The sequence below is a fragment of the Demequina flava genome, from assembly GCF_000975035.1.
GTDB classification, from domain to species: domain Bacteria; phylum Actinomycetota; class Actinomycetes; order Actinomycetales; family Demequinaceae; genus Demequina; species Demequina flava.
Genome location: NZ_BBRA01000001.1, coordinates 1,757,860 through 1,773,349, shown reverse-complemented (window position 1 = coordinate 1,773,349; position 15,490 = coordinate 1,757,860). Strand labels below are relative to the sequence as shown.

General features: G+C 65.2%; 15 protein-coding genes. 2 read left to right on the top strand and 13 right to left on the bottom strand.

Annotated elements, in window-relative coordinates:
- Positions 1–48: 48 nt before the first annotated feature.
- Genes AOP74_RS08330 through AOP74_RS08320 form a run of 3 tightly spaced genes read right to left on the bottom strand, consistent with a single transcriptional unit; the run spans position 49 to position 2,954 of the window.
- Positions 49–996 (bottom strand): tetratricopeptide repeat protein, encoded by a 948-nt coding sequence (locus AOP74_RS08330; protein WP_061961804.1) that lies wholly within the window; start codon positions 994–996, stop codon positions 49–51.
- A gap of 27 nt (positions 997–1,023) precedes the next feature.
- A complete protein-coding gene (locus AOP74_RS08325; protein WP_061961803.1) occupies positions 1,024–2,007 on the bottom strand; it encodes a DUF8094 domain-containing protein in 984 nt (327 codons plus the stop codon).
- The gene (locus tag AOP74_RS08320) at positions 2,004–2,954 is read right to left on the bottom strand and encodes a hypothetical protein (RefSeq protein ID WP_152649223.1); all 951 of its coding nucleotides are present in this window, start codon (positions 2,952–2,954) and stop codon (positions 2,004–2,006) included. The genes AOP74_RS08325 and AOP74_RS08320 overlap by 4 nt, the downstream gene beginning before the upstream one ends.
- 143 nt (positions 2,955–3,097) lie before the next feature.
- Here AOP74_RS08320 and AOP74_RS08315 point away from each other — a divergent pair, with 143 nt between their 5' ends.
- Both AOP74_RS08315 and AOP74_RS08310 read left to right on the top strand, forming a co-directional pair.
- The gene (locus AOP74_RS08315) at positions 3,098–5,788 is read left to right on the top strand and encodes an SPFH domain-containing protein (RefSeq protein WP_061961801.1); all 2,691 of its coding nucleotides are present in this window, start codon (positions 3,098–3,100) and stop codon (positions 5,786–5,788) included.
- A 12-nt stretch (positions 5,789–5,800) separates the two neighbouring features.
- Entirely contained in the window at positions 5,801–6,214 is a 414-nt protein-coding gene (locus AOP74_RS08310) for a hypothetical protein (protein ID WP_061961800.1), read from the top strand.
- An 18-nt stretch (positions 6,215–6,232) separates the two neighbouring features.
- Here AOP74_RS08310 and AOP74_RS08305 read toward each other — a convergent pair whose 3' ends face one another.
- The 10 genes from AOP74_RS08305 to AOP74_RS08260 form a co-directional block, all read right to left on the bottom strand.
- On the bottom strand, positions 6,233–6,970 hold the full coding sequence (locus AOP74_RS08305; protein ID WP_061961799.1) for an alpha/beta fold hydrolase: 738 nt from the start codon (positions 6,968–6,970) through the stop codon (positions 6,233–6,235).
- 20 nt (positions 6,971–6,990) lie between these two features.
- Entirely contained in the window at positions 6,991–7,683 is a 693-nt protein-coding gene (locus AOP74_RS08300) for an alpha/beta hydrolase (RefSeq protein ID WP_061961971.1), read from the bottom strand.
- Between the two features lie 32 nt (positions 7,684–7,715).
- Positions 7,716–8,024 carry an Rv1322 family protein gene (locus tag AOP74_RS08295; protein WP_061961798.1) on the bottom strand — a complete coding sequence of 103 codons (309 nt, stop codon included), beginning with the start codon at positions 8,022–8,024 and terminating at the stop codon, positions 7,716–7,718.
- 86 nt (positions 8,025–8,110) lie between these two features.
- A complete protein-coding gene (locus AOP74_RS08290; protein ID WP_061961797.1) occupies positions 8,111–9,571 on the bottom strand; it encodes a glycoside hydrolase family 1 protein in 1,461 nt (486 codons plus the stop codon).
- A gap of 44 nt (positions 9,572–9,615) precedes the next feature.
- Complete coding sequence (nucS, locus tag AOP74_RS08285) at positions 9,616–10,311, bottom strand: endonuclease NucS (protein WP_061961796.1); 696 nt, start codon at positions 10,309–10,311, stop codon at positions 9,616–9,618.
- Positions 10,312–10,314: 3 nt separating this feature from the next.
- Positions 10,315–10,581 carry a F0F1 ATP synthase subunit epsilon gene (locus AOP74_RS08280; protein WP_061961795.1) on the bottom strand — a complete coding sequence of 89 codons (267 nt, stop codon included), beginning with the start codon at positions 10,579–10,581 and terminating at the stop codon, positions 10,315–10,317.
- Between the two features lie 2 nt (positions 10,582–10,583).
- A complete protein-coding gene (gene atpD / locus AOP74_RS08275; protein WP_061961794.1) occupies positions 10,584–12,083 on the bottom strand; it encodes a F0F1 ATP synthase subunit beta in 1,500 nt (499 codons plus the stop codon).
- Positions 12,084–12,098: 15 nt separating this feature from the next.
- On the bottom strand, positions 12,099–12,992 hold the full coding sequence (locus tag AOP74_RS08270; protein WP_061961793.1) for a F0F1 ATP synthase subunit gamma: 894 nt from the start codon (positions 12,990–12,992) through the stop codon (positions 12,099–12,101).
- A gap of 6 nt (positions 12,993–12,998) precedes the next feature.
- On the bottom strand, positions 12,999–14,633 hold the full coding sequence (atpA, locus tag AOP74_RS08265; protein ID WP_061961792.1) for a F0F1 ATP synthase subunit alpha: 1,635 nt from the start codon (positions 14,631–14,633) through the stop codon (positions 12,999–13,001).
- Positions 14,634–14,675: 42 nt separating this feature from the next.
- A complete protein-coding gene (locus tag AOP74_RS08260; protein ID WP_061961791.1) occupies positions 14,676–15,488 on the bottom strand; it encodes a F0F1 ATP synthase subunit delta in 813 nt (270 codons plus the stop codon).
- Positions 15,489–15,490: the final 2 nt, after the last annotated feature.

Sequence of the window (15,490 nt, the reverse complement as noted above, 5' to 3'; positions counted from 1 at the left end):
GGCGGCGATCTCTACGGATCGCCGGCGGGCTCTTTCTCGTGCTTGGGTTTAGAAGAGGGCTGTGGAGAGCGCGCGACGCGCCTCAGCCACGCGGGGATCAGCGACGCCCACAACGTCGAACAGCTCGACAAGGCGCACACGAATCTTCTCGCGGTCCTCGCTCGGCGCCGTCTTCACAGCATCAATGAGGCGCACAAAGGCATCCTCAACCTGACCACCAAGGATGTCCATGTCTGCCACGGCCATCTGAGCGTCGAGGTCGCCAGGCGCATCCGCAGCGGCCTTGCGCACCGCGGCCAGGTCGGCATCCTTGGTGCGCTCCATGAGGGCCACCTGTGAGCGACCCGCCTTCGCGTCGGCGTCCTTGGGGTTTTCCTTCAAAGCGCGCTCATACGCGTCGATCGCGGCCGCATAGTCCTCGCGTTCGATGGCGTCGTAGGCCTCCTGGTGCAGCGGAGGCAGCGGCTCTGGCTCCGGCTCCGCCTCGGGCTCGGCATTGTCGGAAGTCGCGGCCCGACCAGTCACGCCGTTCTGAGCCGCGATCTCGAGCACCTGGTCAAGCACGCCGGTGATCTGCTCGTCGTCGGGAGCGCCCTGGAACAGCGGCGCGGGACGTGCTGCGATGAGGGCCAACGTCGTAGGCACGGCGCTGATCTGCAGCGCCTGAGCGATCTGACCGTTCTTGTCGATGTCGCACTGACCCAGGAGCAGTCGACCGTCGTAGCGAGCAAGCAGCCCGCGCATGCGGTCAACAAGTTCCTTGGACGCCGGCGAGGCCGACGACAGGAACACGATGACGATCGGGACCTCGGAGGAGGTCTGTGCCAAGTCGTTGAGGTTGGCGTCAGTCACCTCCACCACGGAGACGGCCGATGCTCCGGCAGTTGGGGCCGCACCCTCAGTTGGGGCGGGCTCCTGGGCAGCCTTCGCGGCCGCTGCGAGTTGGGAAAGGTCAGGCGCGCCGCGCAGGGGCACCTCAGGGTTCTGTGCAGTCATCGTTCCTCGAAAATCGGGGGTTCGGGGTCAGCCAGCAGAGATGCTGATGAGGTTGTGGTCAGCAGCCACGACCGCGGGCTGGTCCTCAGAGTCCGCAGCCGGGATGTACATCACGAGGGTATCCAGGTAGTCGTACACGGCCACCTCTTCGATATCGCCATCCACGAGCGACTGCTGGGCGTCGGAGATCTCCACGATGCCGTCGTCGACCGAGAAGGACGACTCGACGGTCAGTGGCGTGAAGACCAGCGCGCCGCCTTCGGCAGTGCTCATGACGAAGGTGTTGTCGAGGTCGCCCTCGATCGAGTCCTCGTACTCACCGTCGGCTTCAGAGGCCGCATCGGTGAGCGTCTCGCGAGCTGCGAAGAGTTGATCACGGTAGGAGTCGGGGGCAAAGGTCTCCTCGAACTCCGAGTCCGTTCCCTCGCGCAGCAACTCGAGGTAGTTGTCAATCGCTTCCTCGGGAGTCATCTGCAGGCCCTCGGCGCTGACCGTGAGTTGCTGTGCGCCCTCAGTCGTGCCGTTCATCGCGGGGATGGCGGCACCGGGAATCATGTGTGACCACTGTCGCAACTGATAGTCATCGTCGATGCTCTCTTGCACCCACATCATGACAACGGGCGTGGAGTCTTCGCCTGCGGGTTCGGTCACGGCGGCCATGGTGCGTGGCCAGCCCTCCGCGCCCACCGTGTAGACGGCCTGGGTCGCTTGCGGCAAGTCGTCGGGCGACGGCCCGTCACCATCGTCCTCAAGCGTGTATTGCGCGTCGCGGATTGTCACTGCTGGTCCGCCCACGCGATCGGTGAGCAGCTCAGCGTCGTCCTCGCTGTCCGCCGCCTCAAGCTCGGCGTGAGTTTCCTCAGCGATGCGATCCGACTGCGGTTCCAGCACAGCGGCCTTGAGCGGCAGTTCCGGGTTCTCCGTGACGGGGGCAGGAACCTCCGCGACACAACCGGTGAGCAGAAGTAGGGCCGATGCGCCGGTTACCCCGGCAACGAAACGTGCGTTCATGAGCGGCCTCCTTCGTCCTCGGGGGACCGTTCTGGTGATGGTGGGGTCTCCGCCGATGCGGCGGAATCGGTCGACTTAGCGGATTCGGTCGACGTCGCAGAGCTCGGCGACGCCGGCTCTTCATCAAGCGATGCGTCGGGCAAGAGTTCGCCGTTCTCACGGCGAGCGCGACGGGAGCCAGGCTCGCTGGTCTCGTCAGCATCGGCCCCACGCGAAGCGCGCCGCGCCTCGAGCTTTGCCTGGACCGGGCGCGTGTCGATGAAACGGAAGATCAGGGCGATCAGACCAACGAGGGTAAGGCCGGCACCCCACCAAATCAGCGGCGTGATCCAGCCGTCGTTGACCTCACGCGACAGGCGCATGTCGGTCTGCGTCAACGGCGAGCCGTCGCGACTGGCGATAATCAGCGTCTCTCCGACAGGAACATCTGCGGCGGAGACGGCCACACGGTCAACACCGTTCCACTGCTCGCGCCAGTGGTCCGCAGAGGTCTCAGCCAAAATATCGACAGGCTCCGCGTCCTCAGCCGCCTCGTCATCACCAGACGGTGACGGCGATGGGCTGGGCTCTTCAGAGGCGCTCGCCGAGGCAGACGGCGATGCCGAAGGGCTCGCGGTCGGTTCCGGCTCAACCGCTTCGTACGCGGTGGTCGACAGTGTCTCCCACTGGGGAAGTCCTGTGACCTCCGTGGCCTCGTGCTCAGCCAGCCACGCGTCGGCGTCCGCTGGGCGTGCCGTGAGAGCGACGATGTCGCCCTCGCCGGTGACTCCCAGCCGCGACTGAGCGGCGAACTCGACCATTGCTGGCGAGTAGACCACGACAGGCGTGTCGACATCGGCAGTAGCCAGCACATCACGCGGTGGCCGCTGCGCGTCGGCAATCAGGCCCGCGATCAGCAGAAGCACTCCCAGTACTCCTGCTGCGAGGGCAGCCGTCCTTAAAGTCACTCGTTCCTCCTTGGGTTCTGTCTTCACTTTAGGAGACTTCTGGCGTTTGGCCCACTTCACCACTTTGTCGGTCACGTTTCGGGCCACTACTCTGGAGGTCGACTACGCGCGTATTCACCCCTACCGCGTATAGAGGAGATGAGATGCCGGAAGAGAACTTGGCTTTCCCCGTCGCGATGCGCGGCTACGACCGTGAAGCGGTTGCCGCACACGTGGCGCGACTTGAGGACTCCCTCAAGGAGGCACGGGAAGCCGCTCAGCAGGCGCAGCAAGAGTCCGCGTCCACGCGCGGCGCGCTCGAGGACGCCCAGAAGTCACTCCGCGAGGCGGAGCAGCCTACCTACAAGGGGCTGGGTGCCCGCGTCGAGCAACTTCTGCGTTCCGCCGAGGAGCAGTCCTCTGACGTTGTCCAGCGCGCCAATACCCACGCGCAGGACACTGTCGCTCGTGCCAACGTGGCAGCGCAGCAGCTCCGGGCACGTGCGGACAACGAAGTGGCCGAGATTCTCGCTCAGAGCCGTCGCGAGGCAGAAGAGATTCGCACCGCTGCAGAGTCGGAGGCAGGCGGCACCCGCGAGGCCGCGGAGCGCCAGGCGGCCGAGACCGTCGAGCGCGCGCGCCGCGACGCCGAGCGCGTCAAGGCCGGCATCGACTCCGAAATCGCCGAACTCAAGGCCGGGGCCGACCGCGAGGTCCACACCCTGCGCGCAACCGCCGAGCGTGAGACCACAGAACTACGCGTAAACGCCCAGCGCGAAGCGACCGAGGCCGTTGAAGCGGCTCGGGCCGAGGCTGAGGCCGCGATTGTCGCCGCCAAGGATGAGTCGGCGAGCCTGCGTGAGGACGCAGAGAAGGCCCTCGAGGAGGCGCGGCTCGAAGCCAAGCGCCTGCACGGTGAGGCTCAGGACGCGCGTGCGGCGGCTGATGCCGAGGCCTCAGACATTCGCATCTCCGCCGATTCCGACGCAGCGAACATGCGGAACGAGGCGCAGCAGTTCCTGACTCAGTCACATCGCGACATTGAAGTTGCCCGCCGCGAAGCCGATGCCGAGGTCCGCGACCTCCGTGCAGAGGCACAGCGCGAGGTTGACTCGCTGCGAGCTGACACCGACGAGTACGACGAGGCTGCCCGCGCCGACGCCGAGGACTACGCGCACGAAACGCGCTCCGAGGCCGATAACTACAAGGCGACAACCGAGGCTGGCGCCGACGAGTACGCGACGCGCCTGCGCAACGAGGGCGACGCAGCGCTTGCTGCGGCCCATGCCGCCGCTGCAGAGCACCGCGCCCAGGTCGAGCGTGAAGCTGACGACTATGACCGCACCACCCGCTCCGCTGCGGACGAGTACGACACCGCGACCCGAGCATCGGCCGATGAGTACGACCAGGCCACGCGCACCGAGGCCGACGACTACCGCAACGCCACCCAGAACGAGGCGGACGAGTACAAGACCACGACTCAGGTGGCTGCAGACGAGTACGCGGCACATACCCGCTCCGACGCTGATGACTACTCGGCCGCGACGCGGTCCGAAGCCGACGACTACAAGGCAGCGACGCAGGGCGAGGCGGACCAGTACGCCACGGAGACGCGTGCGGACGCCGACACGTACTCCGACCAAACCAGGACCGCCGCCGACACCTACGGCAGCGAGACTCGCGCCCAGGCCGATGCCGACGCCGACGAGGTCCGCCAGGAAGCCGACGCTTACGACGAGGCGCAGCGCTCCGAGGCCGACGAGTACCGCCGTGTCACCATCGCGGAGGCTGACGGATACGAAACGACGACGCGCGAGCAGGCAGACGCGTACTCCGAGGCAACGCGTGCGGAGGCTGACGACTACAAGGCAGCCACCCAGGCGGACGCTGACGAGTACTCGGCGACCACGCGCAAGGATGCCGACGACTACGCGGTTGCCACCAAGGAAGCAGCAGAGACCGCCTCGCGCCAGGTGCGTAAGGACGCGGACCTCTACGACCAGGCCGCCCGCAAGGACGCCGACAACTACGCTTCCGCGACTCGTACTGCAGCCGACGACGACGCCGCACAGGCCCGTCTGGAGGCCGACGACTACGACGCCACGACCCGCGGCGATGCCGATACGTACTCCGAGACCGCACGCCGTGAAGCTGATGCCTACGCGGTGTCGACTCGCGAAGGCGCGGACCGTGATGCGGCCAAGACCGCGCAGGTTGCGACCGATGACGCGGAAGAGCGCGTCGCAGCCGCACGCCAAGAGGCGAACCACATCGTCACCACTGCGCAGCGCGACGCCGACAAGGCACGCGCAGAGGGTCACCAGGACGCGGAGGCCGCCCACGAGGAGGCACGCCGCTCTCGCGAGGACCTGCAGATCGAGATCGCGCAGCGTCGCGAGGCGGCCGAGCAGGAGCTCACGGCACGTCACGAAGAAGCCAAGGCGGAAACGGCCGCAATGGTCGAGGATGCGCGCGTGCGTGCCGATGAGGCCGAGGAGCGCCTGTCCGATGCCCTCGAGCGTGCCGATGCCGTCCGCCGCGACGCCGAGGTCCACTCGCAGACGCTGCTCAGCAACGCCCGCACCAACGCCGACGAGATTGTGTCGGAGTCGCGCGAGCACGCAGAGGCCATCATCTCCGAGGCCGTCTCCGACGCCGAGCGCGAGCGCACCAACGCCCAGCAGGAGGTGGACGAGCTCAACCGTCAGCGCGAGTCGATCACCTCATACCTCGACGACCTGCGCGGTCTACTGAGCGCGGATCCCGTCGCTGGCCTGGCGAAGGCAACCGCGTTGAAGGATGAGCACGAGGCCGCGGAAGCGGATGCCGAAGAACCCGCAAGTTCGACGAACTAATCGGCTCCGCTGATGTCCGAGTCGAGCGACGCCAGGGTGCGCAGGGCGGAGGCGCTCGAACGCGCTCAGGCCGCACAATCCAGGCAGGCGGAGGCCCTCGTCGCTCAGTTTGTCGACGACGCCAACGCAGCGGGAATCGAGCCTACCGACCTGTCGGCGCGCTCATACGACGGGAAGACCCGCTATCGCACCAATGTGCGCGGCTGGTACCTCAAGCGTGATCGCGCCATTGGGGTCGGCACCGATGGCAAGTTCTACATCCTGAGCGCTCCGAAGTCGCTCAAGGGTCGGTTCAGCGGAGTGACGCTCGAGCCTTCTCCCCCGCCGCTGGAAGTGGGCAAGGGCGGTCGCGACGGCGAGTCAATGCCTATGGCCGATGCTTTGGCCAAGCGGCTTGCTGGCGGCACCACGTGGGGCCAGCAGTGACGGCCCGCCCGTAAGGTCTTAACGCAGCAGTGGCGCGAGGGCCTCTGCGACGGCCTCCGGTGCTTCCAGACCAGCCAGGTGTCCGACTCCCTCGATCACGATAGGCGTCACGCCGAGGGCCTCAGCCATGGTGTCGATGTCTGCACGCGCCACGATGCCGTCGTTTTCTCCCGCGATCACGACCGCAGGTCCGTCGACATTGCGCAGGACCTCGGTGCGGTCGGGCCGGTCCGCCATCGCGCGCTGCCCCCAAGCGATGCCGTCGCCGCCATGGCGCGCAATGTTCGCGCTGACCCAGTCAACGAGCTCCTCGCGCTGAGGACCTTCCAGGCCTACCAGTGGCTCGGCCATGGCGCGCGGGTCCGTTGCGCCGGGAGCGCCCGTGTGAGCGTCAGCGATGCTGAGCCGCTTGGCCTTGCCCTCTTCCGTGTCCGCCACCGACTTTGTGGCGATCAGGCCAAGCCCGGCCACGGCATCGGGGTGACGCTCGGCCACGGCCATGGCTACGTAGCCACCCATGGAACAGCCCACCCAGATCGCGGCGTCCTCACCGGTCGCTTCGCGCATCGCTAGGACTGCCGCATCGGCAATGAGTTCCAGGCTGGGGTCTTCGTCCGTGAGCGGCATCTGGCCGATGCCCGGCATGTCGAACGTAATCACGTCACCGCGGACATCGGGGCCGAGGACGGCCAGGAGACCCTCCCACTGCGCGCGGTCGACAGGGAAAGCGTTGAGGAAGACTATTGGGGCGGACATGGGGCGCCTCCTTGCGGAACCTACGGGACGTGCGTGGGCAACGGAGCGCGGTCGGGAGCAACCTGCTCGACGATCCGGTCCAGCACCAGTCTGACGTACTTCTCCCCAACCCACAGGTGTTTCGCGCCGTCAACGGCAACAAGATCGAGTTGGGTGAGTGGAGTGAAGCGCTCGCGGGCCTCATCCGGTTGCAGGAAATCGTCGAGTTCGGGGACCAGGGCGGTCACCGGTTTGCCGCTGTCGGCCCAGGTGCGCATGTCGTCCTCGTCCGCGCGATGAAGCGGAGGCGACAGCAAGATGGCTCCCTCGACGTCGAGCGGTGCGCCGTACTTGAGCGCCAACTCGGTGCCGAACGACCAACCCACAATCCAGCGGTTCGGCAATCCGCGGGCGACGGCGAAGTCCACGGCGGCCCGAACATCGGCTGCCTCCCCAATTCCCTCCTCAAACTGCCCGTCACTGGTGCCGCGTGGCGACGACGTGCCCCGGGTGTTGAAGCGCAGCACCGCGACGTCCGCGAGCTCCGGGAGTCGCCACGCCGCCTTGCGGTAGATGTGAGAGTCCATGAAGCCGCCGTGCGTCGGCAGCGGGTGCAGGGTGATCAAGGTGGCCTTCGCGGGCCGTCCCTCGGGCAGAGCGAGCTCGCCCACGAGTTCAAGCCCATCGTCGGTGCGCAGCACGATCTCCTCGCGCAGTGCGGGCAGCACCGTCATCGACCGAATCTCGTCTCCGCTTGTCGCGTCGCTCACGCAGTCCTCCCAAAGGTGTTCCAACAACGGGTGTGCCAGTGCCGGCGATCCCTGGCCGCAGCATCGGCCCCAAACAGGCCGTCAGCGGCCCAGGCGACCAGGTGCGCCGCGAACGGGGCAATCTCCTGGTGGCATCCCGGGCAGATGTACGTCTTCTCGCTGGGACGCGGCACGGCGACGATGAATTCCTCGCCACCGGGCCCGGTTTCCCGACGCCCGCCCACCGATCCTGCCAGTCGCTCGACGTCCAACTCCTCATGCGGCTGGCCGTACGGGCGCTTGCGCGATCGGCGGGACTTCGGCATACCTGAGAGTCTACGTGCGTCAGCCAGTGCACAAAAAGGCGCCGGCCTCCGCGTGGAGACCGACGCCTTTCAGTGCCGTATCGGCGCTAGAAGGTACGCGGAGGGGTCGGCGCGAGGTCGGCGTCGACGGGAGGCAGCGAACGACGGCGCAGCAACTCGACGTACCAGTAGGCCGAGTCCTTCCAGCGGCGCTCAAGGGTGTCGTAGTCGACTCGCACAATGCCGAAGCGCTTGTTGTAGCCCTGGGCCCATTCAAAGTTGTCCATGAGGGACCACGCCATGTAGCCGCGGACGTCCGCGCCCTCGTGGATCGCATCGAGCACGGCGCCAATGTGACCGTGGGCGTAGCGGGTGCGGTTGATGTCGCGCACGCGTCCGTCCTCGTCCACGACGTCGTCCCAGGCGGAGCCGTTCTCGGTGACGTAGATGGGCTTGCCGGTCTCGCGGTGAATCTTCAGAATGTGCGCGGTCAGCGCGGAGGGGTCGACGTTCCACCCCATCGCGGTGAGCTCGCCCACCGGAGGCATGAACTCGATCTCTTCGTCGCCCGGCCAGGCCGTTCCCGCTCCGGCCTTGTGGCCGTCCGCGAGCGTGGCGACGTCAGACTCAGCCTTGCCCTTGTTCGGGTTGTGGCGCACCAGGTGCGAGGCGTAGTAGTTGACACCAAACCAGTCCACGGCGCCCTTCATCTCGTCCTCGTCGCCATCGTGCACGAAGCCCCAGTCCGTCAGCTGCGCCGTGTTGGGACGCAGCACCTCGGGGTAGCCGCCCTGAATAAACGGCTGGTGGAACATGGTGTTGGCCAGGGCATCGATGTGGGCCGATGCTGCGAGGTCCTTGGGATTAGAAGGGTCCCAGGGGCGGGGGGTGTGGCAGTTGTTGACGTACCCAATCTGCGGCGCGTCGTTGATGGCCTTCATGGCGCGGTACGCACGGGCGTGGGCCAGGTTCAGGTGGTGTGCCGCGGTCAACGCCTCGACGGGGTCCGTGTGGCCGGGTGCGTGGGCTCCTGCGCCGTAGCCGACGAAGGACGCAACCCAGGGCTCGTTGAAGGTGACCCACATGTCGACGTCGTCGGCGAACTCCTCGTACATGCGGACCGCGTAGGTCACGAAGTCGTCCACGATCTCGCGGTTCACCCAGCCGCCCTTGTCCTGGAGTTCCTGCGGGAGGTCCCAGTGGTAGAGCGTGATGAGGGGCTTGATGCCTTCCTTTTTCAGGCGCGCGATGAGGTTGCGGTAGAAAGCGATGCCCTCTTCGTTGAACTCGCCGGTGCCGGTCGGCTGCACGCGGGGCCACGCGATCGAGAAGCGGTAGGCCTGCAGGCCCATCTCGACCATCATGTCGACGTCTTCCTCCCAGCGGTGGAAGTGGTCGCACGCAACGTCGCCGTTGTCGCCATTGGTGACCATGCCAGGAGTGGCGCAGAAGGTGTCCCAGATTGAGGTGCCGCGGCCGCCTTCGTGGGCGCCGCCTTCGATCTGGTAGGACGCGGTGGCCGCGCCGAACAGGAAATCCTCGGGGAAGGTAGATGGCTTCTTTGTCATGCCACCAGTGTAAACGAAACGTTTCGGCTTTTTCTACCGCTTGGTCAGAAGAGTCGCGTGCTGGGGTCCTCTGCGCCGCGCATGGCGTCATAGTCGAGAAGAACGCACCGAATGCCCCGGTCCTGCGCTAGCACGCGCGCCTGAGGCTTGATCTCTTGGGCCGCAAAGACGCCCTCGACGGGACTGAGCAGCGGGTCGCGGTTCATGAGCTCGAGGTAGCGGGTCAGCTGCTCGACGCCATCGATCTCGCCGCGACGCTTGATCTCGACGGCGACTGATCCGCCCGCGGGAGACTTGGCGAGAATGTCGACGGGCCCAATGGCCGTCATGTATTCGCGCCGGACGAGGGTGTGCCCCTCCCCCAAAATCGCAATCTGCTCTGCAAGCAGTTCCTGCAGGTGAGCCTCGACGCCGTCCTTGATCAGCCCCGGGTCAACGCCGAGGTCGTGCTCCGTGTCGGCGAGCACCTCGTAGATCTCAATCTCGAGGCGATCATCGGTCTTGTCGTGCTGGACGGTCCAGACCTGAGTGACGCCAGCCTCGACCTGGGCTTGTGAAGGTTCGGCATCGCGCGTGGTGCACGGGGGGCTCATCCAGTTCAGCGGCTTGTATGAGCCGCCATCGGAGTGAAGCAACACTGAGCCGTCGGCCTTGAGCATGATCGCCCTGGTCGCCAACGGCAAATGCGCGCTGAGCCGCCCGGAATACCGGGCGGCGCAGCGCGCAATGACGACGCGCACGAACTAGTCCTCGTCGGTGACGACGGAGTCCGCAACGATCGTGATGGTGTTGTGGTCGAAGGAGACGAAGCCGCCGGTCACAGGAAACTCCTGGCGACCGGACTCGCTCGTGACCTTGACGGTCCCGGCCTTCAAGATCGACAGGACGGGCTCGTGGTTCGCGAGCAAACCAATCTCGCCCTCAACCGAGGGAGCAATCACGCGGCTCGCCGTCCCGGACCACACTGTGTGGTCCGGGGCGACGATGTCGACAGTTAGAGCGTCGGCCATGGTTAGCCGATCTCCTTCTGGATCTTGTTCCACGACTTGTCGAGGTCCTCAAGACCACCGATGTTGAAGAACGCCTGCTCAGCGATGTGGTCGTACTTGCCGTCCACGATTCCACCGAATGCGTCGATGGTCTCTGACAGCGGAACCGTCGAGCCCTCAACACCGGTGAACTGCTTGGCCATGTAGGTGTTCTGCGACAGGAACTGCTGGATCTTACGCGCACGGGCAACGATGATCTTGTCCTCTTCGGACAGCTCGTCGACACCCAGAATCGCGATGATGTCCTGGAGTTCCTTGTTGCGCTGGAGGATCGCCTTGACGTCCGATGCGACCGAGTAGTGCTGAGCACCGACGTAACGCGGGTCAAGAATGCGCGAGGTCGACGTCAGTGGGTCGATTGCCGGGTACAGACCGCGCGAAGCAATCTCACGCGACAGCTCGGTCGTGGCGTCCAAGTGGGCGAACGTCGTGGCCGGGGCGGGGTCGGTGTAGTCGTCAGCCGGGACGTAGATAGCCTGCAGCGACGTAATAGAGTGACCACGGGTCGACGTAATGCGCTCCTGGAGCTGACCCATCTCGTCAGCCAGGGTGGGCTGGTAGCCCACGGCCGAAGGCATGCGGCCCAGCAGGGTCGACACCTCGGAACCAGCCTGAGTGAAGCGGAAGATGTTGTCGATGAACAGCAGCACGTCCTGCTTCTGCACGTCGCGGAAGTACTCCGCCATCGTCAGAGCAGACAGCGCGACACGAAGACGCGTGCCCGGCGGCTCATCCATCTGGCCGAAGACCAGTGCGGTCTGCTTGATAACGCCAGACTCGGTCATCTCCTCGATGAGGTCGTTGCCCTCACGGGTACGCTCACCAACACCAGCGAACACCGACACACCGTCGTGGTTGTTCGCCACGCGGTAAATCATTTCCTGGATCAGAACGGTCTTACCGACACCGGCACCACCGAACAGACCAATCTTTCCACCCTGCACGTAGGGCGTAAGGAGGTCGATCGACTTAATGCCGGTCTCGAACATCTGAGTCTTGGACTCGAGCTGGTCGAAGGCCGGGGGCTTGCGGTGGATGGGCCACCGCTCGTTGATCTCGATGGTCTCGCCCTCGGTGCCGTTGAGAATCTCACCGGTCACGTTGAACACGTGGCCCTTGGTGACATCGCCCACGGGGACGGAGATGGGAGCGCCGGTGTCGCGTACCTGTGCGCCACGGACGAGGCCGTCAGTCGGCTTCAGTGCCACGGCACGCACCATGCTGTCACCGAGGTGCTGTGCAACCTCGAGCGTCATGTGGAGGATGCCCTCGTCTTCGCCCTGCGCGGTCAGGTCGATGTCGACCTCAAGCGCGTGGTAGACGTCGGGGATCGCGTCCGCGGGGAACTCGATGTCGACGACCGGGCCGATGACGCGTGCGACACGACCGATGACGGGCTTGTTGGCCTCGTCGTTCGTGTTTGCCGGCGCCTTCTCAGCGTCGGTCTTAGCGGTGGGAGTCATGAGTATGCCTTCCGGTCACGAGGCCCCGAGCGCGTCGGCGCCCGAGACAATCTCGCTGATTTCCTGTGTGATCTCGGCCTGGCGCGCCGAGTTGGCGAGCCGGGTGTACTGACGAATGATGTCCTCGGCGTTGCTGACTGCCGTGTTCATCGCGCGCTGGCGGTTGGCCAGCTCGGAGGCTGCTGCTTGCAGCATGCAGGCGTTGATGCGGGACTCGATGTAGCGAGGGAGCAAAGCGTCGAGAACTTCCTCGGCACCGGGCTCGAACTCGTACAGCGGTTCAACATCATCGCCGGGCTCAGCAACTCCCTCAACAACTGCGAGGGGAAGCAGGCGGATGACGCGAGGTTCCTGCGACACCATGGAGCTGAAGTGCGTGTAGACGATCCGCAGTTCCGACACGCCGCCTTCTTCGACGGGTGCGCGGAAGGCGCGGTACAACTCGTTCGCGACTTCCTTGGCCGTGTCGAAGGTTGGAGAGTCGGACTCACCGGTCCACTCGCCGCCCAACTCACGCTTGCGGAACTTGAAGTATCCGACGGCGCGGCGACCGAGTCCGTAAGGCACCACGGTCTTTCCACGCTTGGTCAGACGCTCGGTGAGACGCTCAGTCTCGCGAAGCACGTTGGCCGAGTACGCACCCGCCATACCGCGGTCAGCGGTGATGACAAGTACGGCCACGCGGTCGGTGTCGGTGCGCTCCGAGGTGAGCGGGTGGTCCACCTTGGAGTGCGTCGCGACGGCACTAATGGCACGTGTGATGGCGTGCGAGTACGGCCCAGCGGCGGTCACGCGGTCGCGAGCCTTACCGATGCGCGAAGCTGCAATCAGCTCCATCGCACGGAAGATCTTCTTAAGCGACTGCGTTGACCGGATCCGCTGCCGGTAAACGCGCTGCTGTCCACCCATCAGTGCCTACTTCTTCTTCTTTGCGACGATCTGCTCCTGCTCTTCGGAAGCTTCACCGCCACCCTCGATGGAAGCATCCGTGGTGAGCTCGGTGCCTTCAGTCTCGAGGAAGGTCGACACGAAGTCGTCGATCTCCTTGTGCAGCGTCTCCTCGGCCTCATCCGAGAGCTTGCCGGTGTCGGCGATCTCGGAGAGCACGTCGGTACCGCGGCGCAGGTGGTCGATCATCTCGCGCTCAAAGCGCAGGACATCGGTCACCGGGATCTTGTCGAGCTTGCCCTTGGTTCCGGCCCAGATCGATACGACCTGCTCCTCGACGGGGTACGGCGTGTACTGGGCCTGCTTGAGCAACTCCATCAGACGCGCACCACGGGTGAGCTGCTGGCGCGAAGCTGCGTCAAGGTCGGACGCGAACATCGCGAAGGCTTCGAGAGAGCGGTACTGCGCCAGGTCGATCTTCAAGGTTCCGGAGACCTTCTTCATGGCCTTGACCTGAGCCGCACCACCCACACGCGACACTGAAATACCGACGTCGATAGCGGGGCGCTGGTTCGCGTTGAACAGGTCCGACTGGAGGAAGATCTGACCGTCGGTGATCGAAATCACGTTGGTCGGAATGAAGGCGGAGACGTCGTTGGCCTTGGTCTCAATAACCGGCAGACCGGTCATCGATCCAGCGCCCATCTCGTCCGACAGCTTCGCGCAACGCTCGAGCAGACGCGAGTGCAAGTAGAAGACGTCGCCGGGGTAAGCCTCACGGCCCGGCGGACGGCGCAGCAGCAGCGACACAGCACGGTAGGCCTCAGCCTGCTTGGACAGGTCATCGAAGATGATCAGGACATGCTTGCCCTGGTACATCCAGTGCTGACCGATCGCGGAACCCGTGTAGGGAGCGAGGTACTTGAAGCCGGCAGGGTCGGATGCAGGAGCCGCGACGATCGTCGTGTACTCGAGTGCTCCACCCTCTTCGAGGGCGCCACGCACGGAGGCGATGGTCGAACCCTTCTGGCCGACTGCAACGTAGATGCAACGGACCTGCTTCTCGGGGTCGCCCGACTCCCAGTTTTCCTTCTGGTTAAGAATCGTGTCGATCGCGATAGCGGTCTTACCCGTCTGGCGGTCACCAATGATCAGCTGTCGCTGGCCACGGCCGATCGGGATCATCGCGTCAATCGACTTCAGACCAGTCTGCAGCGGTTCGTGAACAGACTTACGCGCCATCACGCCAGGAGCCTGGAGCTCCAGCGCACGGCGGCCGTCGGTCTCGATCTCGCCCAGGCCGTCAATTGCGTTACCCAGCGGGTCAACAACGCGGCCGAGGTAGCCGTCACCCACGGGCACGGACAAGACCTCGCCGGTGCGGTGCACCTTCTGGCCCTCTTCGATACCGGTGAATTCACCAAGCACCACGACACCGATTTCGCGGACGTCAAGGTTCAGTGCGAGGCCGAGCGTGCCGTCTTCAAAACGCAGCAGCTCGTTCGCCATGCAGCCGGGCAAACCTTCGACATTTGCAATGCCGTCGGCGGCCAGGGTCACACGACCCACCTCTTCACGCACGACGCCGGAAGGCTCGTACGACTTCACATAGTTGTCGAGGGCAGCCCGAATCTCGTCGGGACTGATCGTCAACTCAGCCATGTTTCTCTCCTGTCACTGCCGCGTATGCGGCGGTCGTCTGTGCTAGCCGACGAGTCGTCGTCGTGCGTCGTCGAGCTTGTTGAAGATGGTGCCGTCCACCACTTCAGAGCCGACCTGAACTCGGATGCCGCCCAGGACCTCGGGGTCCACAGCGACGTTGATCTGGATCTCGCGGCCGTAGGCCTTGGCCAGGATGGAGGCGAGCCGCTCACGCTGCGCTGCCGAGAGTTCGGTAGCTGCCGTCACGGATGCGACTGTGCGCCCGCGGCGCTGAGCCGCCTGCTCTAGGAGCAATTTGATCGCTGGCACCAGGCGACGTGCACGCGGCACTCCAACGACTCGCTCAAGAAGAGCTGCTGTCGTGGGGTGCAACTTGCCACCGAGGGTGTCCTCGAGCAGGCCAAGGCGCTGGTCCTTGGTTGCCGAGCGATTGCTCATCGCCGTCAATAGGTCGCGGTTTCCCTCAAGAATGCGCTCAACACGGAACAGCTCGTCTTCGACGCGCTGCAGCGTGCCTGCATTATCCGAGTAGGCAAACAGCGCCATCTCGCCAGCGTCCTCAATGGACTCAGCGAGGTCCTGCTCCTCCGACCAACGTGCCTCCGCGAACTCCTTAACGGTGTCCACTGCACGCTGATCGAGCGAGCCGAACAGCTGCGCGACCAGTGAAGCCTTGTCCGTGCCCGGACGGGCGGGGTCGGTCATGGCCCGACGCAGCGAGCCCGACGTGTCGAGCGCATCCACCACCATGAAGAGGTGCTGTGCGATCGTGATCCCGTCCTCGCCGGCCGCGGTGGCTACGGGGTCGAATCCCCGCAACACTGCGTCGTGCGAGGCCTTACTGGTTCCGCGCATTG